We start from the raw sequence: 23,707 nt of genomic DNA, 5'->3' as shown, positions 1-23,707 counted from the left end.
CACGCGCTCAGTGCGGCATCGCCGGCGCCGCTTCGACGTCGGACCGGCCCGGGCGCAGGCAGAGCGTGGCAAGCGCGGCGCCCGCGAGCGGCACGGCCAGCGCGAGGAAGAATCCGGACGGCCCGCCCCACGCCAGGAACGTGCCGCCGACGGCCGAGCCGGCGATCGCGCCCGCGCGGCCCATCCCGATCGCCCAGCCGGTCGCGGTCGCGCGCAGCGCGGTCGGATACGCGCCGACGATCAGGTAGTTCAGCGCGATCTGCTGCCCGCCGATGCCGAACCCGGCCGCGCCGACGAGCGCGAACACCAGCGCCCAGTTCGTGCCGGCGTAGCCGAGGGCGAGCGCGATCGCGATGCCGGACGCGAACATCGCGCCGAGCAGGTTGCGCGTATTCACGCGCGGCAGCACGATCGACAGCGGGATCGCGCACACGATGAACACCGCATTGACGATCACGGTGCCGACCGGCGCCTGCTGCGCGGTCAGGCCGGCCGCCTTCAGCACCGTCGGCAGCCACGACAGCAGCATGAACCATGCGATCCAGTTCAGCAGGTAGATCGCCCAGATGCCGAGCGTGTTACCCGCGTGGCCGTCGCGGAACAGCGCGGCCACGCTCGCTTTCGTCGTCGCCTCTTCGGGCACGGACAGGCGCGCGTCGGACGGCAGCGCCTGTGCGACGATCTTCGACAGCGTCGCCCGTACCCGCTGCTGCGCGCGTGCGTCGTCACGCGACGCCAGATAAAACAGCGACTCCGGCAGCAGCAGCGCGACGAGGCCGAGCACCGCGAGCGGCGCCGCGCCGCCCACGACGAAGATCCCCGGCCAGCCGATCACCGGCAGCATGCGCGCGGCGAGCAGCCCGCCGAGCATCGCACCGGCGGGCAGGCCGAGCAGCACGCCCGTCATCACCGCGCCGCGCAGCCGGGCCGGACAGTATTCGGCCGCGAGCGCGAGCAGCACCGGCGTGCAGCCGCCCATCCCGAGCCCAGCGACGAAGCGCAGCGCAAGGATGTGGCGCGGGTCGCCGGCCCACGCGGTCGCGAGCGTCGCGCTGCCGAACAGTGCGAGGCCGATCATGATCGCCGGCCGGCGGCCGATGCGGTCGCCGACGAGGCCGAGCGTCATCGCGCCGATCGTCATGCCGACGATCCCGGCGGTCAGGATCGGGGCGAGCGCGCCCGCCGGCAGCCGGAACGACGCGAGGATCGCCGGGCCGGTAAACGCGATCGCCTGCGTGTCGAAGCCGTCGAGCAGCGCGATCAGCACGCACAGCGCGAGTACGCGAATCTGCAACGCGCCGAGCGGCGCGTCGTCGATCAGCGCGGGAATCGAGCGAACGGAAGCAGCAGTCATGAAAGCGTCTCCAGGATCGACCCGTCGTTGCGGGGGCGATCCGTTTATCGTTTTTGAATTACGGCGTGAAGGGGGCGCGTATCAGTCCGCCTGCACCGCGACGGCCTTGATCTCGACGATGTAACCGGGCGAGCCGCCGAGCATGTGCGCGCCGACCGCGGTCCACGCGGGCCGCGGATGCGCATGCAGATAGCGGTCGCGTACCTCCATGAACAGCGGCAGGTCGCGCATGTCGGTGTGGAAGGTCGTCAGGTCGACCACGTCGTCGAGCGATGCGCCGGCCGCCTCGAGCACCCGCTTCAGGTTCTCGAACGCCTGCACGATCTGCGCCTCGCGGCCTTCGACGAGTTGCATCGCGGCATCGCGGCCGATCTGGCCGGATACATAGACGGTATCTCCGACCTTGACCGCCGGCGCGTAGCCGATTTTTTCGTACACGGCTTCCATTCCGGCGGGGATGATCGCTTCGCGTTTGGGCATGAGTGTCTCCGGGGCCGGCGTGTCGGCGCCGGCCGGTTGTTGGATGGTTGTTGGATGGTCGTTCGCGCGCACGCCGGGCTGCGGCGCGCACGTGTCGGAAGAAGCGCGCCCCTCAACCCGTATCGCCACCCGCGACCGGCAGCACCGTGCCGGTGATGTAGCTCGCCTCGTCCGACGCGAGGAACAGGATCGGCGCGATCTGCTCGTCGAGCGTGCCGTAGCGCTTGAAGAACGTCGAATCGGTCACCTGCCGCACCGCTTCGGCCATCCACGCCTGCTCCTGCGCGTTGTCGCCGGCCGCATTGCGCGGCACGCGGCGCGGCGGCGCCGTGGTGCCGCCCGGCGCGGTCGCGACCACGCGGACGTTGTGCTCCGCGTATTCCATCGCGAGCGCCGCCGTCAGCGCATTGACGCCGCCTTTCGCCGCCGAGTACGGCACGCGGCGAATCCCGCGCGTCGCGTTCGACGATACGTTGACGATCGTGCCGCCGCCCGCGGCCAGCAAGTGCGGCAGCACCGCGTGGCAGCTGTAGAGCGTCGGCATCAGCGAGCGGCGGATTTCGGCGTCGATCTGCTCGGGTTCGAACTCGGCGAACGGCCGCATCCGGATCGCGCCGCCAACGCCGTTGATCAGCACGTCGATCCGGCCGAACGTCGCGACCGCGCACGCCATCGCCGCGCGCGCGCCGTCGTAGGTCTCGAGATCCGCGACGAAGCCGGCCGTGTTGCCACCCGCCGCTTCGGCGGCCACCTCGGCCACGAAGTCCGCGCGGTCGACGAACAGCACCTGGCCGCCCTCGGCCGCCGCGCGCAGCGCGACGCCGCGGCCGATGCCCTGCGCCGCGCCGGTGACGACGACGACCTTTCCGGAGAATCGTTGCATGGTCATGCCGCCTTTGCCGTCACGTTCGGGGTGAACTTCTCGTAGTGGAAGCTGTTGGGCTTCACGCCTTGATCGTCGAAGTACTGGCGCACCGCGTCGACCATCGGCGGCGGGCCGCACAGATAGACGTCCACGTCGCCGTCGTTCAGCGCATCGGCCGGAATGTGCTGCGTGACCCAGCCCTTGCGTTCGTGGCTCGACGCCGGATCGGCGACGACCGTCGCAAAGCTGAAGTTCGGCAGCTTCGCCGCATACGCTTCGATCGCGTCGACCAGCACGAGGTCGAGATCGCGCGTCACGCCGTAGATCAGGTGCACCTTCTGCTGCGAACCGCTGCGCGCGAGCACCTCGAGCATCGACAGGAACGGCGCGAGACCCGTGCCGCCCGCGAGGAACAGCAGCGGCCGCGCGACGTCGCGCAGGTAGAAGCTGCCGAGCGGCCCGTTCAGTTCGAGCGTGTCGCCCGGCTTGGCCGATTCGAGCCACGTGCTCATCACACCGCCCGGAATCTTCTTGATCAGGAATCCGACCTTCGTGTCGCCCGGCGCGGACGAGAACGAGTACGAGCGGTGCTGGCCGCTGCCCGGCACGCCGATGTTCACGTACTGGCCCGGCAGGAACACCGGTGCGGCAGCGTCGACGTCGAGTTCGAGCACGATCGCCGCGTCGTTGTGCGGGTCGACCTTCGTCACGGTCGCGGCGAACGCGCTGTGGCCCGTCTTGCACGCGACCGACGAGCTCGGCACCGCGATCACGCAATCGCTGTGCGGCACCATCTGGCACGTCAGCACGAGGCCGCCGTCCTTCTCGTCCTCGGTGAGCGCGTCGTCGATGTAGTCGTCGCCGAGGTCGTAGCTGCCGCTTTCGGCGCGGCACTTGCAGGTGCCGCACACGCCGTCGGAGCAGTCCATCGGCAGGTTGATCTTCGCGCGGAACGCGGCGTCGAGCACCTTCTCGCCGGCCTTGCAGTCGATGAAGCGGGTGACCCCGTCCTCGAAGTTCAGTGCAATCTTGTAGGTGGACATGACCTCGTCTCCCTGTATTACTGGTCGAAACAATCGGCGTCAGACGTGGTACACGTCGAGCACCTGCCGGATGTAGTCGTTCTTCAGCACGATCTTCTTGTTCGAGATCAGCAGCGCGTCGCCCACCTGGCGCAACGTGACGAACATCGTGCCGAAGAAGTGATCGGTCACGCGGTAGCGGTGGTTCAGCGTGTGGAAGTTGTAGCGCACGTCCACCTCGCCGTCGCGCTCGGCCAGCACCTCGACGTTCGTCACGTTGTGGCTGGTGCGCGGCTCGGGCGTCGACGCGCCGCTGCGCTCGGTCTTGATCCGGAACACGCGATCCTCGAGGCCGCCGCGATCCGCGTAGTACATCAGCGAGATCTGGCTGTGCGGATCGTCGGTCGGCCGGTCGTCGTCGTCCCACGCGGGCATCCAGTACGTGACGTCTTCCGTGTAGCAGGTGAGCCACGCGTCCCACTCGCGGTCGTCGAGCAGGCGCGCTTCGCGATACAGCGCCGCGCAGATGGTCCGGTAATCGATGTTCATGCTTCCACCTCCCCGCGTTCCTGCTTCAGTGCATCGCGCATCACGTGCACCCAGTGTTCGTGCTGGCACACGAACAGCCCTTCGTCCTCGCTGCGCTCGCCCGACATGCGCGGGTTCAGCCCCATCCGTTTCGCGTTCTCGTCCGGCCCGTGGATCCACAGCGGCGCGCCGCGCGACAGGTCGTTCCACATCGCCGTGATGCCCGCGTAGCCGGCCTGGCACGCGCGGAACTCCTCGAGGTCGTCGGCCGTGCCCATGCCGCTCACGTTGAAGAAGTCCTCGTACTGGCGGATCCGCGTCGTGCGGTCAGCGTCGCTCTCGCCCTTCGGCGCGAAGCAGAAGATGCTGACTTCGGTCTTGTCGACGCCGAGCGGGCGCACCACGCGGATCTGCGTGCTGAACTGGTCCATCAGGAACACGTTCGGGTACACGCACAGGTTGCGCGTCTGGTTCACGATGAAGTCGGCCTGCACTTCGCCCACGCGCGCCTTGATCTCGTCGCGGTGCTGGTACACGGGCCGCACTTCGGGGTTCATCGTCTTGGTCCACAGCAGGATGTGGCCGTTGTCGAATCCGTATACGCCCGCGACCGACTTGCTCCAGCTGTTCGCGTCGACGGCCTTGGTGCCGTCCTCCTTGCGGCGGCCCATCGTCGCCGCGTAGTTCCAGTGCACGGTGCTCACGTGATAGCCGTCGCAGCCGTTCTCCATCTGCATCTTCCAGTTGCCTTCGTAGATGTAGGAGGAGTTGCCGCGCAGCACTTCGAGGCCGTTCGGCGCCTGGTCGACGATCTGGTCGATGATCACGCGCGCCTCGCCGAGGTAGTCCTCGAGCGGCAGCACGTCGTCGCTGAGGCTGCCGAACAGGAAGCCGCGATAGTTCTGGAAGCGCGCGACCTTCTTCAGGTCGTGCGAGCCGTGCGTGTTGAACTGCACCGGATACTCGGTCGTCTTCTCGTCCTTCACCTTCAGCAGCTTGCCGGTGTTCGAGAAGGTCCAGCCGTGGAACGGGCACGTGAAGCTGCCCTTGTTGCCGTGCTTGCGGCGGCACAGCATCGCGCCCTTGTGCGCGCATGCATTGATCACCGCGTGCAGCTCGCCGGTCTTGTCGCGCGTGATGACGACCGGCTGGCGGCCGATCCACGTCGTGTAGTAATCGTTGTTGTTCGGGATCTGGCTTTCGTGCGCGAGGTACACCCAGTTGCGCTCGAAGATGTGCTTCATCTCGAGCTCGTACAGCGCCTCGTTCGTGAAGATGTCGCGGCGGCAGCGGAAGATGCCGGCCTCCTTGTCGTCCTGCACGGCGGTGGCGAGCAGGTGGTCCAGTTCGGTGGTGGGGTCGATCGTGGCGGACATGTTGGTTCCTCCTGTGCGCGTGCCGGGTCCTGCAAGCACGCTCGCATCGGTATCGATTGAATCTCGCGGGAGCCCGGCCGGCGGCGGCGCCTGCGCGCCGCCGAGCCGTCGGGCGGTTATGCCGTGGCGGAAGCGCGCAGGCGTTCGACGATCTGGTTGTCCTTGCCCTCGACGCGCGGCGTCAGGACGAAGTCGAACTCGATGTCCTGGTACGCGTCGGCCTTCAACCCGAGCGCGGCGCCGCCGGTCTTGCCGGTGACGGGCGGGATCAGCTCCTCGCGGGTCGCATACGCGAAGTCGTCCCAGATCAGCGGGTCGCCGTCGATGTTGAACTGGGTCGTCAGCTTGCGGTGGCCGTCGCTCGTCACGAAGAAGTGCACGTGCGCCGGGCGGTTGCCGTGGCGACCGAGGCGGTCGAGCAGCTGCTGCGTCGCGCCCTGCGGCGGGCAGCCGTAGCCGACCGGCATCAGCGTGCGGAACTCGTACTTGCCGTCCGCACCCGTCTTCACCGCGCCGCGCAGGTTGAACTCGCTCTGCGCGCCGGTCGGGTCGAAGTGCGAATAGAAGCCGTGCGAGTTCGCGTGCCAGCATTCGACCAGCGCGCCGGCCACCGGCTTGCCGTCGAGATCCTTCACGGTGCCGTGGATCACGAGCGGGCCCGCGCCAGCGTCCGCATCGAGGTCGATCTTCGCGACGCCGTCGCGCACCGGCGCGCCGGCGACGTACAGCGGGCCTTCGATCGTGCGCGGCGTGCCGCCGTCGAGGCCGATCGCCTCGTCCTCGGCGTCCATCCGGATGTCGAGATACTTCTCGAGGCCGAGGCCGGCCGCGAGCAGCGCCGCTTCGCCGTCCTGGCCGAGCTTGTTCAGGTAGTTCACGCCGGCCCACACTTCGTCGGGCGTGATGTCGAGGTCGTCGATCGCCTTGAACAGGTCGCCGAGCAGCCGCAGCACGATCTGCTGCGTGCGCGCGTCGCCGCCGTTAGCGCCGTTAGCGCCCGCGTTCGACGCGGCCTTCAGCAGATCCTGCACTTCCTTGGTTTCGAAAACTTTGACGCTCATGATGGTGTCTCCACGTGTATTTGGGGAAAGGTGACCCGGGGTGCTCGCCGTTGCAGAAGCGGCGGCTCCGTGGCTCAAACGTCGCCGTCGTGTATCGACGACGGGTGGCGACACAACGGCGTCACCGAAATCTTCATGTACGGGAACAGCGGCAGGCCGGTCAGGATCTCGTGCAGCTCGGCATTGCCCGACACGTCGAACACGCTGTAGTTCGCGTATTCGCCGGCGATGCGCCAGATGTGGCGCCACTTGCCGCTGCGCTGCAGCTCCTGCGAGTACGCCTTCTCGCGGGTCTTGATCTCGTCGGCCACCGCGGCCGGCAGGTCGGCCGGGAGGTTGACGTCCATGCGTACGTGGAAAAGCATCGTGATGTCCTGGTACGTGAGCGGGTTGTCGCGGGTTGTCGCGGGTCAGCGGGCGACTTTCGTCAGCCCGTCGCGGGTGAAGCGCGCGACCTTCGCTTCGTCGAGTTCGATGCCGAGGCCCGGGCCGCTCGGCACGGTCAGCTCGAAATCGCTGTAGTCGAGCGGGGTCGCGAGAATCTCTTCGGTGATCAGTAGCGGTCCGAACAGTTCGGTGCCCCACTGCAGGTTCGCGAAGCTCGCGAACAGATGCGCGGACGCCACCGTACTGAACGCGCCTTCGAGCATCGTGCCGCCGTACAGCTCGATGCCGGCCGCATCCGCGATCGCCGCGACGCGTTGCGCCGCGAACAGGCCGCCGCTCTGCTCGATCTTGATCGCGAACACGTCCGCGCCGTGCTGCTTCGCGATCTCGAACGCGCTGTCCGGGCCCTGCAGGATTTCGTCGGCCATCAGCGCGACCGGGAAGCGGCGCATCAATCGTGCGAGCGCCGCGGCCGACGCGACCGGCTGCTCGACCAGTTCGCAACCGGCATCGGCCAGCGCCGGAATCGCGCGCGCGGCCTGCGTTTCGCTCCATGCCATGTTCACGTCGACGCGCACCGAGGCACGCTCGCCCACCGCCCGCTTGATCTCGGCCACGTGCCGGATGTCCGCGTCGAGCGCCTTCGCGCCGATCTTCAGCTTGAACACGTTGTGGCGGCGCAGGTCGAGCATCCGTTCGGCTTCGGCGATATCGGTCGCGGTGTTGCCCGACGCGAGCGTCCACGCGACCGCCAGGCGATCGCGCCGGCGGCCGCCGAGCAGTTCGCTGACCGGCACGCCGAGGCGCTTGCCGTGCGCGTCGAGCAGCGCGGTTTCGAGCGCGCTCTTCGCGAAATGATTGACCTTCGCGAGCTTGCCGAGGAACGCCATCAGCGTCTGGACGCGCGTCGCATCCTTGCCGATGATCGCCGGTGCGAGATACGCGTCGATCGCGAGCTTCATCGCTTCCGGGCTTTCCGGGCCGTAGGCCATCCCGGCGATCGTCGTGCCTTCGCCGAGGCCCGTCACGCCGTCGCTGCAGGTCACCTTCACCAGCATCAGCGTCTGGCCGCGCATCGTGGCGACCGACAGCTTGTGCGGACGGATCGTCGGCAGGTCGACGAGGCGGGTTTCAATGCGTTCGATGGTGACTGGGGACATGGGGCACGCTGCGTGTGGGGAGTTCATGGGACGGATTTATACGCGGCGGGGAAATGGAGCGTCCAATACTTTTGGTCTCGCTTTTTGATACCTGGGAGGTATTGAAAATCGCTTGAATGCGCTTGATATTGCGGCGCACCATACCTTTTTTGGCTAGGTATGCGGGCTGAGAGGCTTGCTGGAGCGCGGTCTTGCGTGTCCGGGGTGTTGCTTGGGCGGGGTGCGGTGCGGCTGCTTTCGGTGGGGGGAAATCGGCTGACAACCGGTGGGCTGCCTGAGCCGATCAGGGTTTTCCTGAGGGGAAACACGCGGGGTTGGCCGTCCGGTCTTCGGCTTCGGCGTCGGTTTCTGCGGACGAACGAAAAACATCGGTACGCGGATATCGACGCCCGACGCAGAGGCTCCTCATCCATCAGAAGCTGACAGTACACGCCGTAGCTGCTGCAGGAGGCGCGATGCCGCGGCATTCAGGTGTTGCGTTGCCTATGGACGTCAGCATGAGCACGTGGGGTTGCGCGAACCGCGTGGCCCGGCTTGCTCAAGAATTTCCGGCAGGAAGCACTCGACGCTCACTAACTCTCTGTTTGCGGCGTGTGGCAAGCCGAAGGCAAGGTGCGACTCTGATCGCAAGCAAGCTCGTTGACGGGACCGAGCGGCCAAGAGCGCAACCGACGACAGCGCAAGTTTTCTCTGATATCGGCACACGCCCGCAATCGGCCAACCACGGTCAGTCGACGGGGGTCCCGAGATCGTAGACAATGAGGCAGCAGACGACGTGGAGATCCAGATATGAACAAGACTCGAGAGTTCTTGCTACCGTTCGGAATCGATCTCAGGGTTGAAGACGGAATCGCAAGTATCGACTCCGACTTGCCGGAAGCGCTCCCCAGCTTCAGCGATCCCATTGAAAACGGACGCATCGTAGGGTCGTTGAAGGCGTCGAACAATTGTTGCTTTCGCTAGCGCGTGTCGGTATCGATTTATCCAATCCGCATTTCGCACAGGCGTTCAACGATTGCGTAGCCAACCTTCAATCGGGCTGATGGGCGAATTTCCATGTACGGCCCGAAGCGGCCGTTGGACGGCACGTCCCACGTCGTCGACACTTTAAGGACCAGTCCTCATGACCGGAAATGTAAGTAGGGAATTTCGACTTCAAACGGCATCAGACGTCTTGCGCGACGGACTCGGACTCGAACTCTTGAACGACAATGGAGAGGTTGTTGCCGAAGTATTTCGCAGCGATGCCAAAAATTCGCTGGAGGTTTCCCTATTTGAGAAAAATTTACCTTTCGTCCAAATTGAGCGCCTATTGAAAGAAGCGCGCAGGCTTCTCGGAACATTCGAGGACGGAAGCTCGCTGCCATCGGCTTTGGCGTAGTCCTGTAGAGAAATCCCATTTATATGGCGTACGCACATACGTTAGAAGTCAACGTATGTGTCTCGGAACGACCGCCCCTCGTAGTGACCTGAGTAACCGTGTTGAATGTCAACCAGTGAGGGGTGGATTTTGAGCATTTAGGTGGTAACGGACGATGGCATTGAGGTGGGTGATGAGCTTGCGCATACAGGCGATCAAGGCCAGGCCACCTTCTTAAATTTGCCAGCGGCCACCAAACGTTCGTAGAAAGCGCGAACGGCCGGGTTGAAACGAGTCGCGGTGAGGGTTGCCATGTATAGCGCGCGCCGCACCTCGAAGCGCCCGCCGGCGATGCGCCTACGGTCCCTGCTGGAGCCAGAATCCTTCGCATAGGGTGCCACGCCGACCAGAGCACAGATTTGGCGTCGATTGAGATGACCCAGTTCAGGCAATTCGGCAATCATGGTCGTCGCGGAGACGCGACCGATGTCAGGCACGTCTTGCAATAGCTCGGACATGACGGCGCGGTGCCGCTCAATGTGACTGAGCATCTTGGCGTCGACATCCTCAAGCTGACAAGCGATCGCCTCGAGCAGCCTCTGGATGCTCGGGTGCGTGACCGGGCGAGCCAGGCGCAGGCGCTGACGCTCGGAGAGTTGCATGGCCACGAGCTGGCGTCGCCGGGTGACTAGAGCCACCAAATCCTGCTGTGCGGGATCGCTCAACGGGCGCACGAAGCGCTCGCAGTCGGGACGTTGAGCCAGTACGGCAGCGAACTCGGCGAGGGCAACGGCGCCGAATTTACCGCTGCCAAGGTCATGCGTTGGCTGCGAGACGCTGCAATCGGTCCGGCCTTCATTGCGCCTGGCAGTCCATGGCAAAACGGATTCGTCGAAAGCTTCAACGGCGAACTGCGAGACGAATTGCTAAACGGCGAATGGCTCCGCAGCCGCGCCGAGGCCAAGGTGATCATCGAACGCTGGCGGCAGTTCTATAACGAGCGCCGGCCCCACAGCGCTCATCGCTACCAACCGCCGGCCACGGTCCGTCGAGCCTGGCTGGATTCCGATAATATCGACGCGAGACTCACTGCCTGAATGGCTACAAAATCCCGCCGCAGGTCATGAGTGGTGCGGTCGGGGAGTTGAGTGATCAGATTCATGTCTTTTGCGGTACGTTAAGTGTCGCTACACGACGTCGTCTGCGAGGCGACCAGACGTGGTGGCGGAGTACAAAGACAGATGCAAAGATCGTCACTGAGCGCTGCCTGCCGGCCATCGGGACCGGTGGTAGAAATCCGCGGGCCATCGCACGCGATTTTCCCGACGGTTTTGCAGACTGGACAAAAGACGGGATCATATTCGTAGGCTTGCTCGCGACCATTTATCAGGTCTGCCCCATCCCCGCCCTGCACCACTCCGCCAACGGTTGTCAGATCGCCCTTCACAATGTCATAGCGCGGCATTCCTCCACGTCCTCCTTACTTCGCGGCACCACGATAGTGGAAGCTGTTCAGGACCGTATCCCACGCCTGGACGGCCTGTTCCTCGTTCACTGGTGACGCCGTCACGGAGGCGGGATTCACCGCGTCAGGTTCCGCGCCGAACAACAATTGAATGGCGGTGTGCGGTTTTGATGGATCTCCCTCTACCCCGGCCGCCAACAGATAGAACTGGTACTTCTGGACGCCATCTTCATGGATGTCGACGAGAATTTCCTCGGCTTGAATGCCGGCGACTTGACGCTTGCCCTTTCGCAATATTTTATAGTGCCCCGCGTACGGCTTCAGCTGAGCCTCAAATTCCGAAAGCCCGCTCAACAGCGACGCCTTCTGATCGGCAGCAACAGATTCGCGCAGCTTCACGATCAGATTAGACGGTCGCCCCGGAACAAGACCGGCCGCGACGGTGGCATCGAAAGCCGGAAGTTGCTTGCCGCCGATCAGGCCGCCGTTAAAGCAAAATGCGCCATCGTTCGGCACGTCCCCTTCATCACGCGGACGAATATTTCGCAGGATCTCGGACGCATTCTGGACCGCGCTCTGGTCATAGCCATCGCCGAACTTGTTCTTCAGGGTGAATTGCGTGTCGTGCGACCACGCGTACCCTTCCACGTCGTATGAGAGCTCGGCGGGCGGGACGTCGTATCGCCCGAAAACAAAGAGACGCGAGTAGTCATTGGGCTGTACCGCCTGATGGAGCCACGGTGTCTTCGTCGGCGAGAAGGAATTATGCGGATCAACCCGCAGCTTGGTCTTCAGCTCGTGCTCGCGCGCCTCTACTCTCCGTCCGAATTCCTGTTGACCTACGTTCTTCGCTACATCGATCGAGTACCCCATGTACTTATATTCTTGGTTGTACACCTCTGCATCATGGGGAAGGTCGACAACGAAACGGCCAATACACCACGGGCGGGTGTCGTGCATCACGGGGGTGGTCATAGGCAACTCCGACGGATTACTCTTCGAGCACGCGGCCATCCCTACCGAGAAGGCCACGAGCGCGACTGCGATTCGATTTGTGAACTGGTTTAATGTTGTCATACGGGAACGTCGATCGATTTTGCGACCTTGACCATACTATAGAGTGTGGCCCACTTCGCCCACGGATGCCCGAAGCAGCCTTGGTGATCAAACCCGTTCTGCGTGAAGGCGATCTGCACACCCTTCGCCTTTTCGCCAGGGACACCGGCCCTCAAGCCACGTGCGACGGATTCCCCAGACCAACTCGGCACCGTGCCATCCCCAAAGATCAAGCCTCGCTCCTGCGGAAAATTGGGATCCATGATCTCCGCAAAGAGTGTACAGACAAGCCCCTTGACGCGGATACGGACCTGGCCCTTCCGGTCGTCGCTCAAGAGTTCGGCCTTCATCAGGTCCTCTTCGGTCGTACCTGCTGGGAAGTCACCACGCCAATAGATTCGGCCGAAGGTGAGCAGCTTATCCGCTGGTGCGGTGGTCTCCTGCTTGGTAGGAGCCTTGGCTGTACCGCCCTTTGTCGGGTCAACCTCGCTCGACCGTCGCAAGGGACCGTTACCGTAGAAGGCAAAGGTGTTCGGATGATAGTTGTTTATCAGTTGATGCTGGCGGTCAACCACGTCCTGCATTGTCGTCAGAAAGTTCTTCTGCAGCGTCATGCCAGGCTGAGTCGTTTGCAGGCGCTGTTTGGCAATTCCAGCAGGATCGAGCATTGCGTCGGACTGGTTGGGGACCAGGCCGTACCACGCCTGTGACGTGAACAACTTCAGCGTGTCGTTCTTCTTCGGCAGCGCGAGTACTTCCTGTCGCTTCATGTCGCGAACAACCCACCATGGTTCATAGTCGTGATAGTCGGGCATCGGAAGGAGCTCCAACGGCCCGGGTGCATTGACCGTGATCGCCGTGAATTCCGGCGCGTTGCGCCCCACGAGTACCTTATTGAGGATTGCGCCCTCCCCTTCAGCGCCGGCGCGAAACCGTCGTGCGGCCAACGGCGCACCAGTCGCTGGCTGCGCCCCGTGGATCACGCCGTACATCAAGTCGTCGTAACCCGCTATCACTGAAGCCATGCGGGCGACGAGCCCCCCCATGGAGTGGGTGATGATGATTGCCTTCTTTACCTTGTTCTCGGCGCAGATCTCCTTGATGCCCATCAAATGGTATTTCTTGTGGGTTTTCTGATCGACATAGTCAACGCCCTTCACAGCGTCTTCGGCCGACAGCAGATTCGATTGCAACCAGTTGTAGCCGATCGCATACACCGGATATCGGTACTGGCAGAACTTCTTAAATTCATCCGAGTCGACCTTAAGCGGGTCGATACCCGGACCATTCGCGCCGTAGCTCGATGGCGCTGTCCCGATGACCGGATTCAAAGTGAAGTCTTCACCTTTCGGGTCACCGCTTGCCCAGGCGCCAAGGAGCTTTCCCGCCTTCATCGGGTGGTTGAGCTCGCGCTCAAGCCAAGCGAGCGATCCATGGTAACTCTTCGAATGGACCGATCCCCAACCTCGCCTTCGCGCTTCGTCGGCCGTCAGATCGCAACCCGTCGTCACGATCGCGCCGAGCGTGGAGACGACTGCCGACGATGTGTCGTACTTTGTTTCGCGCTCCGACGCATCTGAGAAGTATCCATTCCAGCCGAATGCTATCGCAGCGCGGTTGGTTTCATTCGGCGGATTCCAAATCTCCTGCCCGGTATTTCTGTTGATTAGCAGGGAGCCCATCACCCCGGGAATAAAAATCACCGGGATAGGTGGCCGCGGGTCGCAATGAAACTCTTTAGTGCATTTGTTGGCATCCGGCGTTAACGTCACCTTTGCGGACGACCCACCGCCTGGCTCGTGCTGCCCTTGAATGACGACCGTATCGGATTGCTTCGCTGCGTTGTTGCTGCCGGAATTGTTCGGACCCATACCGGTACCTACGATTACTGCGGTTGATCGGAGAGATTCAAGATGTGCTGACGGCGATTGACGAGATCCACGATTCGGACCGCTAGCCGACGTCGTTGAGCGTGCGAGGCAACACACGCACAGTCATCGTCTCGACGTCCACGTTCTTCTGCACCGAAGTCTTACCGAGTTCATCCGTCACGCCTTTGATGACTGTTCCATCGCTCCGTACGAACTCGTACGGGTGATTCTTGAGCACTTCACCTGTGATCGAGTGGCGAAGCACGTAGGGGTCGTTGAACGCAGTCTTAGGCAAGCTGTTCATGTGTTCAGCGATCGAGCTCGGACCTTGACGACTGAATGAGGCCGATTTGATCGTACGAGGTCCTCGCGAGCCGTCTTCGATACCTTCCGCGGTGATGCGAATGTACGAGCCACCACACTTCAGAATCAGCTCCTGCTTCGCCTCGATTACGACTCTACCTTGATTGCTGGTAACCGTTACGTCGCGATCGGCGAACAGGCTCAACGCGTCGCTTTGCGCAGCAATTTCGACCTTGCCCTTTGCAGCGAACAGTTTCATCCCCGCCTTTTGCACAAACAGGCTGATCTTTTCTGCGGCCGCAACGATGAGGGATTTGCCCGTGGCAAGGTGAGTGTGTTCGCCGCTGGTCAGATTGATGTGTCGATCCGCTGCGATGCTAGTCGACTGTCGGGACGTTAATCCGATATCGGCTGGCGTGGCCATCATGATCATCGGGGTGGCGAATCCGTTGGCCTCCCCTGTTCCGCCGCCATCGGTCCTACCCCCGGACGTTTGTCCTGAAATGGGATGCTCGGTGGCCTTGGCTACGGCTTTCAGAGTGTCTTGACTTCCCTCCAGCGACTCGGCCTGCGCCATCGCGCTGGCGCTTGATAGCGATTCAACAAGCATGCCCGATCGCGTCAGCTGATCCCTCGCCTCAACGACGTCGAGCTGCTCTGCGTCGTGCGCTTTGGCATGCGTACTCAAATAAAGGCCGCGGTTCGCTCGTACCGCGCCGTAGTCGTCGGTGTGAATCTGGAAACCGGCACCAAGGTAACGCCCACGTTTGTTCCGGTCTTGGCTGATCAGATATCCCTGATGGAACGAGCTGTAGCTTGAACCCGTGAAGGAGGTCAGTCGCGTCGCACCTTGATTGGTTGAGTCGTCGTGAACGAACGAGTTGAAAGCGCCCGTACCGCCGAACCCACTCGACTGAAAACCCGATAGCAACACATTCGTATGCCAAGGCGGTGGAGTCGTACCGCCATTGAGCCGTCCAAGCACGAACGGGCGATCACAATCGCCGCCCCAGTGGCTAATCGCCACCCATTCGCCCGCGCGCGGAACGTGTACGGAGCCGTACGAATTCCCGGTGTCGGACTGCAACGACAACAGCAACGGCGATGTATTGAAAGCCCCTGAAGGACTCTGGCGATCCCATGCGTGCCGCACGCGAATTCGATTCGATTCGTCGGCCCAAGCTTCTTCCCCCTCTGGCGCCACCACGATCGCATGCTCGATATGCATGATTGGTTTGCGGTGCTCGAACGGGCTCCGATATTCGATAGTCGTGGGTTGAGCTTCGACGTCGACGACGAAGAATCCAGTTTCGCCGTCGGCCGGGTGTGGCGGCGACTGGAAATCGCTCCCGCGAACTGCTTTTGCATCGGAAACTCGCCGCTGCAAACTGTGCGGGAAAGCAGCTCCCTGGCGAGCGATAGGCACATTGTTTTCGACGAGCCATCGCGCTTCGATTGCGACAAACTCGCGGTGCTTGGCGTCCGCGCTCGAATGCCGGGGGTGGTCCTGCAGCACGAAACGCGTCCCAGCGTCGATCCATCGCAATCCGGCGACTGCCGCGTAGCGCAATGCCTGTGCATCCCAGGCCTGCGTGCGCAATTGCGCGCGAGATCCACCGGCATCCGTGGTGGGATACCCATACGGCGTCGATTCGAAGACCTCCATTGGCACCGTCGGGATGCTTTGCGTTTCACGTTGTCGCCGCTGCTCGGTCTCGTAGGTCGTCGACTCGATTTCGCTAACTGCCTCGAAGTCGTAATTCGGGCGCTTGTAGTCGAATGAACGCGTTGTATAACGCACGCTCTGGAGCGTCTGGATAGCTGCCCATTGCGCTACGCCATTGCTTTCATTGCTCGCGTTGCCGCGAGTATAGGTCGCATCCTTTGGCTGGGGTAGCGAGGAAAGACGGTCGACGATGACCAGGGTCGTCTTCGGTGGCTCCCCTGACTGGGTGGTCGCGTGTTCCCAGTAGAAATACCAACCCTCATCCTCGAGCAGCCGATGGACGAAATTCAGGTCGGACTCTGCCTGTCTGCAATACGAGCGCACCCGCGGGGTGCTGACGGTGTCGAATCGATAGAGACCTTGCAGCTGCGGATATCGGTCGAACACATTCGCCAGAATCTCCCGTGCATCCTTTTCGAGCCAAAAATGATCGTCGCGGGTATGCCCGAGGAAGTGCAAAGCCGACGAGATCTCTAGCTGGTAGACAGCCAGGTCACCATCTGCACCCAGCATCCCGATACGGTGTACAAAGCCGTGGACGGGAAGGTAGGCCGACTCAGCGAATGGCGCGGTTTCCTGCTGAATCCACAAAGTGACGGCCTGATGCATCAACGACAGAAGCGTAAGATCGGTGCGCATCGACGCTACATCGACAGTCCACCGATAGTCGCGCCCTATTTTTGCATGCCCCTCGGCACGTAATGCAACGAGGGTATTCGCGCCAAGGGGCGTATCGAGTTTCAGCAGCCGATCATTCTGCAAAATGCCCCGGTGAAAAGCGTCAAAAAGACCGCTCGACGACAGATCCCCGACCGAGGATGCCCTGGCTTCCATTTTGTTCTTCCTTCCTCTCAGATACCCCGCACGGCCGCGGAGGCAAGAACGTCCGGACCGGTGATCACGTCGCTCTCACTATATCGAAATCATTGTTGGGAAAATGTAGGCGACGGAGAACGACGCTCATCCCATTGATACGCCAAACATCGTATCAAATCGCCAATATGATATCGCACGCATTTGACGATATTTCATACTCGATCGAACCCAGAAACACGACGTCGCCATACCGTCTTTGCGAAATTCTGGACGAATTCTGGTTCAGGGTCCCATCTTGCCCCACTGGGCTTTGTCGCGGTTGCCCCAGCGCGTGATCTCCTTGCTTTCTGCGAATCGTCTTCCGCACAAGGGCGAATGGAACTTCAGCAGGTCGTAGAGCGGAGCAAAGATTGTGACCATTTGCTGTGTCCTCATTTTTACGAGCGCACTGGCGGTGCATGGAAGCAACTGCCACACACTCCGCAATTGGGCCGATCAGTTTCACCCAAATAGAACTCCGCCGAATGGGTGCTTTCATCAATTCGTTGCATCGACGGGTTGAATCCACCGTCGGTGACTGCCGATCCGGAAAAACATGAGCGCAGGTCTTGGCACAGATTCGCGCGATGAGCGTTGTCAGGCACGGCGCAGCTCCTACTGCACCAACAATCCCCACACCGACTGTTCAGTTTCCGCACACCAAATCGCAGAGACCCACCGATCCGCGCGGCCGCGCCGGGTGGGAATAAACCCGTATAGCCCCGCCTCTCCTCACCCGCCTACCCTCGCGCGCATGCCGGTCGGGCGGCGCAACGCCCGCTCCGGCCGATCGGAATTTCGTGAGGAGACTACATGGATAGCAGCAGCAACACCGCCCTGTTCGACGCCGACATCTGGCGCGGCAAGACCTTCACCGGCCGCTGGCACGCGAGCCCGCACACGGCCGACGTAATCGAACCAGCAACGGGCAACACACTCGGCCGCATCGGTCTCGCGGATGCCGGGACAATCGCCGACGCATCGGCCGCCGCCCATCGCGCACAGCCCGCCTGGTTCGCCCTGCCCTACGACGACCGCGCGGCGGTCCTGCGCCGCGCCGCAGCCGTCGCCGAAACGCACTTCGATGCGATCGTCGACTGGCTCGTGCGCGAAAGCGGCTCGACGCGCGCGAAGGCGTCGTTCGAAACCTCCGTCACGATCAAGGCACTGCACGAAGCAGCCGGGCTGCCGTCGCGCGCGGCCGGCGAAGTGCTGCCGTCGGCGGCCGGCCGGCTGTCGCTCGCGCGCCGCCGCCCGCGCGGCGTGGTCGGCGTGATCTCGCCGTTCAACTTCCCGCTGTACCTCGCGATGCGCGCGGTCGCACCGGCGCTCGCGCTCGGCAACGCAGTCGTGCTGAAACCCGATCCGCGCACGGCCGTATGCGGCGGCGTCGCGCTCGCCCGCGTGTTCGAGCTGGCCGGCCTGCCCGAAGGCGTGCTGCACGTGCTGCCCGGCGACGGCGCGGCCGGTGCGGCGCTGGTCGCCGATCCGCACGTCGCGATGATCCAGTTCACCGGCTCCACCGCGGCCGGGCGCAAGGTCGGCGAAGCGGCGGGCCGCCACCTGAAGAAGGTGTCGCTCGAACTCGGCGGCAAGAACTCGCTGATGGTGCTCGACGACGCCGATCTCGATCGCGCCGTTGCCAACACCGCATGGGGCGCGTATCTGCATCAAGGCCAGATCTGCATGGCAACCGGCCGCGTGCTCGTGCAGCGCGCGATTCACGACCGCTTCGTCGCGAAGCTCGTCGAGAAGGCACAAAGCCTGCGCGTCGGCGACCCCGCGACCACGGACGTCGGCCTCGGCCCGCTGATCAACGCCGCGCAGCGCGATCATGCGGCGCGCGTGGTCGACGCGGCCCGTCGGGCCGGCGCACGCGTCGAGACGGGCGGCGGCCATCGCGACCTGTTCTTCGAGCCGACCGTGCTGAGCGGCGTCGCGCCGGGCAACCCGGCATTCGACGAAGAGATCTTCGGGCCGGTCGCGATCGTCGTGCCGTTCGATACGGACGACGAGGCGATCGCGCTCGCGAACCGGACAGAATACGGGCTGTCGATGGCGATCCTGTCCGCCGACGTCGGGCGCGCGCTCAGGATCGGCGAGCGCTTGAACACCGGGCTGCTGCACATCAACGACCAGACGGTCAACGACGAAGTGATCAACCCGTTCGGCGGCGTCGGCGCATCGGGCAACGGCTCGAGCATCGGCGGCAGCGCGAACTGGGAAGAATTCACGCAGTGGCAGTGGCTGACGATCAAGGGTGAAGCGCCGCTTTACCCGCTTTGACGAGGAGACCGACCATGTACACCGAAAACGATACGCGCGCCGTCACCGCGGCCGTCGCCCGTGCCGCCGGCGCGCCCTTCTCGATCGAATCCGCCCGGATCCGCGCGCCGCGCGGCGACGAGGTGCTGGTGCGCGTCGTCGCGACGGGCCTGTGCCACACCGACCTGATCGTGCGCGACCAGTACTACCCGGTGCCGCTGCCGGCGGTGCTCGGTCATGAAGGCGCCGGCGTGGTCGAGGCGGTCGGCCCGAACGTGAAGACGCTCGCCGCGGGCGACCACGTCGTGCTCACCTACGGCGCATGCGGCCACTGCGCGTCGTGCGTCGGCGGCCACGGTGCATATTGCCGCCAGTTCTTCGGGTTGAACTTCGGCGGCGCCGACGCCGACGGACAGACCGCGATCCGCGACGCAGCCGGGCAACCGCTGCACGATCATTTCTTCGCGCAGTCGTCGTTCGCGAGCTACGCGCTCGCCCGCGAAAACAACGCGATCAAGGTGCCGACGCAGGCGCCGCTCGAACTGCTCGGGCCGCTCGGCTGCGGGATCCAGACTGGCGCGGGCGCCGTGATCAATTCGCTCGCGGTGCGCACGGGCAGCAGCTTCGCGAGCTTCGGCGCGGGCGCGGTCGGCATGAGCGCCGTGATGGCCGCGCGCGTCGCGGGCGCCACCACCATCATCGCCGTCGACATCGTGCCGTCGCGGCTCGCGCTGGCGCTGGAGCTCGGCGCGACGCACGCGATCAACAGCAAGGAAGTCGACGTCGTCGACGCGATCCGCGAGATCACCGGCGGCGGCGTCGACTACGCGCTCGAGTCGACCGGACTGCCGGCCGTGCTGTCGCAAGGGATCGATGCGCTCGGCTCGCGCGGCACGATGGGCGTGGTCGGCGCGCCGAAGCTCGGCACCAAGGCCGAGTTCGACGTGAACAGCCTGCTGCTCGGCGGCCACACGATCCGCGGCATCGTCGAAGGCGACAGCGTGCCGCAGACGTTCATTCCGCAGCTCGTGCAGTTGTATCTGCAAGGACGGTTTCCGTTCGACCGGCTGGTGAAGTTCTATCCGCTCGACCAGATCAACCAGGCGGCGGAAGACAGCAGCAAAGGCATCACGCTCAAGCCGATCCTGCGTTTGCCGCATTGAGCGCGGGGGCGCCGCCGGCCATCGGTGGCCATCGTGGCTATCGGGCTGCGATCGGGCTGCGATCGGGCTGCGATCGGGCTGCGATCGGCGGCGCCCCTGTCGGGAAAATACCGCGCTGCGGGCGCCGGGCTATATTACGCATTCGCGCGACACGCCGGGCCGCCACGCCCGGCCCCGGACACTCGACCCCCAAATGGAGCGCAGCGTGAAGACGGCCCCCGAATCCCTTGCACGGCCGGTCGACCTCGACCGGCTCCGCGCCCGCTTCGCGGCGGGCGAGCCGCTGCCGGAAACAGCATTGCCGGCCGCGGTCGCGCGCTCGTGGCTGCGTTCGCGCGACGCCGGGCTCCGGCCGTGGCAAACCGCCCGCTACGAAATGCAGCGCGAGTTCGACGAACCGCGCGCGGACCGGCGGCTGCTACGCTGCGTCGCGCAGGAGATCGAGCAGCTGTGGGCCGCGTTCGGCGGCAGCGAGTGGACGATCTTCTGCGTCAATCCGCGCGGCACGATCGTCCATGCGCGGCGCAGCCCGCAATGCGACGACACGCTGCTGACGCCGATCGTCGCCGGCCGCCGGATCGTCGAACCGAACATCGGCACGACCGCACCGAGCTGCGTGATTCACGACGGCACGGAGGCCGTCGTTGCGGGCGCGCAGCACTATCTCGACGAGTTTTCGCGGGTGTTCTGTCTCGCGGTGCCGCTGGTCGGCTTCGACGGCGAGGTGATCGGCGCGCTCGACATCACCGGCATCGGCCGGCGCAACGTCGTGCAACTGCGCGAGCAGTTCCGGCATGCGGCGCTGTCCGCCGAGCAGCGGCTGTATGCGATGCTGCGCGACTGCCATCTGCTGCAGGTGCAACACGATCCGCGCTGGCTCGGCACGCCGCTCGCCGGGGTCGTCGCGCTCGACGAAGCGGGCCGCGTGCGCGCGGTGAGCCGGCTCGCGCGGCAGATGCTCGACCTCGCGCCCGAAGGGCCGATCGCGCCGGTCGATCTTCGGCAACTGTTTCCCGGTGCGACGCCCGCGCAACAGCGCCGCCTGCTGACGCCTGCGCGCACGCCGCAACGGATCGCGCGGGACGATGGTAGCCACGTATGGGTGCGCACGGTGCGTGCGCCGCTCGATCGGGCGACGACGGCGCGCCACGCCGATGTGCTCGAAGAAGCCGCCGACGTGTGCAACGCGGCGCCGGCCGCCAGCCCTCTGGGGAGCCTGCACGAACAGTCGCTCGACGCGATCCGCCGGGCGCTCGGCGAGCACGACGGCAATGTGTCGGCGGCCGCGCGGCAGCTCGGTATTTCACGTACGACGCTTTATGCGAAGCTCAGGCAGCTCGATGCGGCGGGGCTCAGGACTGGCGGGCCGCATCGCGTAGACCAAAATGAAGTCGCCACCGTTTGCGAAGTAAAGATGTCACTTCGTCGGTCGTCGTTGACCAAGAAATGCGGAACCCTCGGAAATTTGTGAGGTTGCACGTCGCGCATTAAGGTTGTCGCTGAGCACGGTATCGCGAAGACGTGCGGACAGCGGGGACGCGGTTCGTGACTCACGGACTAGACTGCGGCGATCCGCGCGGTCGGAAACACCGTCGGTTCCTGGTCCTCGCCGGCGTCGTCCGGTCCGCGCCGCGCCGGGCGGCTCCGTCGCGTCGTTATCAAAACTGCGCCGTCACCTGGAACCCGAGCGTTACCCGGGCCGTTGGAAAACCGGACGGCTTGTAGATCGGCGTTCCTGCGAACAGGTCATAGCCGAATCCCCCGAAGCGCGTCCCGACGCTGCCCTTGACGCCGATCACCGCGCCGGCAAGCTGCGTTCCGACTAGCGCGACCGGCTGCGGGCCCCACACGCGGCCATAGTCCAGCCCGGCGTAAATCGCTTGGCCCGTTTGGCCGATCGGCATTTGCAACTCGTTGCGCCAATACAGGCCACGTGCTGCCGCCAACATCGTTTCACCGTCGAAACCGCGCACCGTGTAGCGGCTACCGATGGTCAAGTCATCAATGTAATACAGCGTATTGCCCGTGTACTGGCCGTGAATGCTCGTCACGTAGCGGAACGGCTGCTTGGCGATCGCAAACGGAACCGACAGATTCGCATCCACCACCGCCATCTTGTAGCGGTAGGTCGGGCCACCACCGGCCGCGAGTATGTCGTCCCGCGCGCCGAGGCCGCCGACACCCTGGCGATAAGCGAGCGTGCCGTCAAACTGTGCGCCATCGAAGTAGTGACGATCGGTCAGGCCGAATTCGATGACGGTTGTGTTGCGGCGTTGCTGCGTGATTTCCGTATCTTCGATGAAGCTTTCGCCGAAGCGACGCGACAAGCGGACGTACCCGCCGAACACATCGTTCTGACTGCGCAGCAGCACGCGCGCCAATTTGAAATCCAGCGTCTTCGAATTGCCGCTCGCGACGAACGTCTGGTTCACGCCGGCAATTTGTTGATAGTAGGTGTTCGTGTACGCCGCAATCGTAGCGGTCCAGTAGCCCCACGGAATCGAATAGAAGCCATTCCAACCGTGCGACCCAAGGCGCTTGTCGCCGAATTCGAGGTCTTGACTGACGCCGACGTTGAACACGTCGTTCAAGCCAAGCGGGTTGTCGATGCCGATCGACAGATTGCCCTGCAGTCTGCCTGTTGCGCGTGTGCCTGAATTATCGATCGACGCGACGACGGTCCACGGCTTGCCGCGCTTCACGTCCAGCACCACGTCACTTTGGCCCGGTTGGTCAGCGGGGACGATTTGCATCGACACGTCCTGACTGGTGACGCGCTTCATTTGCTCTAGACCTTGTTCGAGGTCGCGCAAGTTCAGCACTTCGCCGTCACCGGTTGGGAACGCGGTCTTCCACGTGCCGCGCAATTTCTCGTCGGCGAAACGAACGTGCCGAATCACGCCCGGAATCAACGCAAGCTTCAGCGTGCCGGTCGCCAACTCCTGTTCCGGCAGCAACACGCGCGTCGTGATGTAGCCGCGCGCCAAGATTTCCCGAGACAACGCCTTGACGATCGTATCGACGCCTTGCTTACCGACACACTGGCCCGCGTAGTGGCCGAGCCATTCGCGCGCGAAGGCGAAGCGATCCATCGGCAGCGCGGACGCACCGGCCGACTTCGCGGCATCGGGAAACGAATCCGGCACGTCGAGCGCAAAGCGGTCAATACGGAAACACGGCTGTTCGCTCGGCAACGTCGGATAAGTTTCGACGCGCGGCACTTCCGATCGCACGGAACGGACACGAAGCGCGGCGTCGCGCTGCTGCGCGTCGCGTTGCTGCTGCGCCTGTCGATCCTGTTCCGCGTTCACACGTGCGGCGGCAGCTCGATCTTCTGCGGTGGGTGCCTGCTGTGCGTGAACCCCGAGCGATAACAAGGCCGTGATCTGTAACACCGTCAGCCGCTTAAC

19 protein-coding genes and 2 pseudogenes are annotated in these 23,707 nt (G+C 63.9%); 5 read left to right on the top strand and 16 right to left on the bottom strand.

Going from position 1 to position 23,707, the window contains the following annotated elements; genetic code table 11:
- Positions 1 to 7: 7 nt before the first annotated feature.
- The 9 genes from PL79_RS25250 to PL79_RS25210 form a co-directional block, all read right to left on the bottom strand.
- The gene (locus PL79_RS25250; protein WP_044843434.1) at positions 8 to 1,354 is read right to left on the bottom strand and encodes an MFS transporter; all 1,347 of its coding nucleotides are present in this window, start codon (positions 1,352 to 1,354) and stop codon (positions 8 to 10) included.
- Between the two features lie 81 nt (positions 1,355 to 1,435).
- The gene (locus PL79_RS25245; protein WP_044843433.1) at positions 1,436 to 1,834 is read right to left on the bottom strand and encodes a RidA family protein; all 399 of its coding nucleotides are present in this window, start codon (positions 1,832 to 1,834) and stop codon (positions 1,436 to 1,438) included.
- Between the two features lie 112 nt (positions 1,835 to 1,946).
- Positions 1,947 to 2,723 (bottom strand): benzoate diol dehydrogenase BenD, encoded by a 777-nt coding sequence (benD, locus tag PL79_RS25240; RefSeq protein ID WP_044843432.1) that lies wholly within the window; start codon positions 2,721 to 2,723, stop codon positions 1,947 to 1,949.
- Complete coding sequence (gene benC, locus PL79_RS25235; protein ID WP_044843431.1) at positions 2,720 to 3,742, bottom strand: benzoate 1,2-dioxygenase electron transfer component BenC; 1,023 nt, start codon at positions 3,740 to 3,742, stop codon at positions 2,720 to 2,722. The genes benD and benC overlap by 4 nt, the downstream gene beginning before the upstream one ends.
- 39 nt (positions 3,743 to 3,781) lie before the next feature.
- Positions 3,782 to 4,270, bottom strand: coding sequence for a benzoate 1,2-dioxygenase small subunit (gene benB, locus PL79_RS25230; protein WP_044843430.1), 489 nt, complete (start codon positions 4,268 to 4,270; stop codon positions 3,782 to 3,784).
- Positions 4,267 to 5,625 carry a Rieske 2Fe-2S domain-containing protein gene (locus tag PL79_RS25225; protein ID WP_044843429.1) on the bottom strand — a complete coding sequence of 453 codons (1,359 nt, stop codon included), beginning with the start codon at positions 5,623 to 5,625 and terminating at the stop codon, positions 4,267 to 4,269. Before PL79_RS25225 ends, benB begins: the two co-directional genes overlap by 4 nt.
- Before the next feature lie 116 nt (positions 5,626 to 5,741).
- Positions 5,742 to 6,686 carry a catechol 1,2-dioxygenase gene (gene catA / locus PL79_RS25220; protein WP_044843428.1) on the bottom strand — a complete coding sequence of 315 codons (945 nt, stop codon included), beginning with the start codon at positions 6,684 to 6,686 and terminating at the stop codon, positions 5,742 to 5,744.
- A 74-nt stretch (positions 6,687 to 6,760) separates the two neighbouring features.
- On the bottom strand, positions 6,761 to 7,051 hold the full coding sequence (gene catC / locus PL79_RS25215) for a muconolactone Delta-isomerase (RefSeq protein ID WP_044843427.1): 291 nt from the start codon (positions 7,049 to 7,051) through the stop codon (positions 6,761 to 6,763).
- Positions 7,052 to 7,096: 45 nt separating this feature from the next.
- Positions 7,097 to 8,233, bottom strand: a complete 1,137-nt coding sequence (locus PL79_RS25210) for a muconate/chloromuconate family cycloisomerase (protein ID WP_044843426.1) — start codon at positions 8,231 to 8,233, stop codon at positions 7,097 to 7,099.
- Positions 8,234 to 9,356: 1,123 nt separating this feature from the next.
- Between PL79_RS25210 and PL79_RS25200 the strand changes: the two genes are divergently transcribed.
- On the top strand, positions 9,357 to 9,614 hold the full coding sequence (locus PL79_RS25200; protein ID WP_082088430.1) for a hypothetical protein: 258 nt from the start codon (positions 9,357 to 9,359) through the stop codon (positions 9,612 to 9,614).
- Positions 9,615 to 9,722: 108 nt separating this feature from the next.
- Here PL79_RS25200 and PL79_RS25195 read toward each other — a convergent pair.
- Positions 9,723 to 10,378, bottom strand: a pseudogene (locus tag PL79_RS25195) (transposase); the annotation flags it as partial.
- A 3-nt stretch (positions 10,379 to 10,381) separates the two neighbouring features.
- On the opposite strand from PL79_RS25195, the pseudogene PL79_RS25190 reads away from it, so the two are divergent.
- A pseudogene (locus PL79_RS25190) lies at positions 10,382 to 10,690 on the top strand (integrase core domain-containing protein); the annotation flags it as partial.
- A gap of 80 nt (positions 10,691 to 10,770) precedes the next feature.
- Here the strand turns inward: PL79_RS25190 and PL79_RS25185 are convergent.
- The 5 genes from PL79_RS25185 to PL79_RS36250 form a co-directional block, all read right to left on the bottom strand.
- Complete coding sequence (locus PL79_RS25185; protein ID WP_082088429.1) at positions 10,771 to 11,058, bottom strand: PAAR domain-containing protein; 288 nt, start codon at positions 11,056 to 11,058, stop codon at positions 10,771 to 10,773.
- 15 nt (positions 11,059 to 11,073) lie between these two features.
- Positions 11,074 to 12,033 carry a T6SS immunity protein Tli4 family protein gene (locus tag PL79_RS25180; RefSeq protein ID WP_044843491.1) on the bottom strand — a complete coding sequence of 320 codons (960 nt, stop codon included), beginning with the start codon at positions 12,031 to 12,033 and terminating at the stop codon, positions 11,074 to 11,076.
- A 98-nt stretch (positions 12,034 to 12,131) separates the two neighbouring features.
- Positions 12,132 to 13,985: a lipase family alpha/beta hydrolase gene (locus PL79_RS25175; protein ID WP_044843425.1), complete on the bottom strand. Its 1,854-nt coding sequence runs from the start codon at positions 13,983 to 13,985 to the stop codon at positions 12,132 to 12,134.
- Positions 13,986 to 14,067: 82 nt separating this feature from the next.
- The gene (locus tag PL79_RS25170) at positions 14,068 to 16,848 is read right to left on the bottom strand and encodes a type VI secretion system Vgr family protein (RefSeq protein ID WP_044843424.1); all 2,781 of its coding nucleotides are present in this window, start codon (positions 16,846 to 16,848) and stop codon (positions 14,068 to 14,070) included.
- A 264-nt stretch (positions 16,849 to 17,112) separates the two neighbouring features.
- Positions 17,113 to 17,250 (bottom strand): hypothetical protein, encoded by a 138-nt coding sequence (locus tag PL79_RS36250; protein ID WP_193759876.1) that lies wholly within the window; start codon positions 17,248 to 17,250, stop codon positions 17,113 to 17,115.
- A 432-nt stretch (positions 17,251 to 17,682) separates the two neighbouring features.
- Here PL79_RS36250 and PL79_RS25165 point away from each other — a divergent pair, with 432 nt between their 5' ends.
- The 3 genes from PL79_RS25165 (at position 17,683) to PL79_RS25155 (ending at position 21,768) form a co-directional block, all read left to right on the top strand.
- A complete protein-coding gene (locus tag PL79_RS25165; RefSeq protein ID WP_044843423.1) occupies positions 17,683 to 19,155 on the top strand; it encodes a benzaldehyde dehydrogenase in 1,473 nt (490 codons plus the stop codon).
- A 14-nt stretch (positions 19,156 to 19,169) separates the two neighbouring features.
- Complete coding sequence (locus PL79_RS25160; RefSeq protein ID WP_044843422.1) at positions 19,170 to 20,297, top strand: NAD(P)-dependent alcohol dehydrogenase; 1,128 nt, start codon at positions 19,170 to 19,172, stop codon at positions 20,295 to 20,297.
- Positions 20,298 to 20,502: 205 nt separating this feature from the next.
- Entirely contained in the window at positions 20,503 to 21,768 is a 1,266-nt protein-coding gene (locus tag PL79_RS25155) for a helix-turn-helix domain-containing protein (protein ID WP_235879325.1), read from the top strand.
- Positions 21,769 to 21,955: 187 nt separating this feature from the next.
- On the opposite strand, the gene PL79_RS25150 is transcribed toward PL79_RS25155, so the two are convergent.
- Positions 21,956 to 23,692 carry a ShlB/FhaC/HecB family hemolysin secretion/activation protein gene (locus PL79_RS25150; protein WP_235879324.1) on the bottom strand — a complete coding sequence of 579 codons (1,737 nt, stop codon included), beginning with the start codon at positions 23,690 to 23,692 and terminating at the stop codon, positions 21,956 to 21,958.
- Positions 23,693 to 23,707 lie beyond the last annotated feature (15 nt).

Source organism: Burkholderia sp. USMB20 (genome assembly GCF_000949135.2).
GTDB lineage: Bacteria > Pseudomonadota > Gammaproteobacteria > Burkholderiales > Burkholderiaceae > Burkholderia.
The sequence above is the reverse complement of the archived record's forward strand: the minus strand, read 5'-3'. Positions and strand labels throughout refer to the sequence as shown.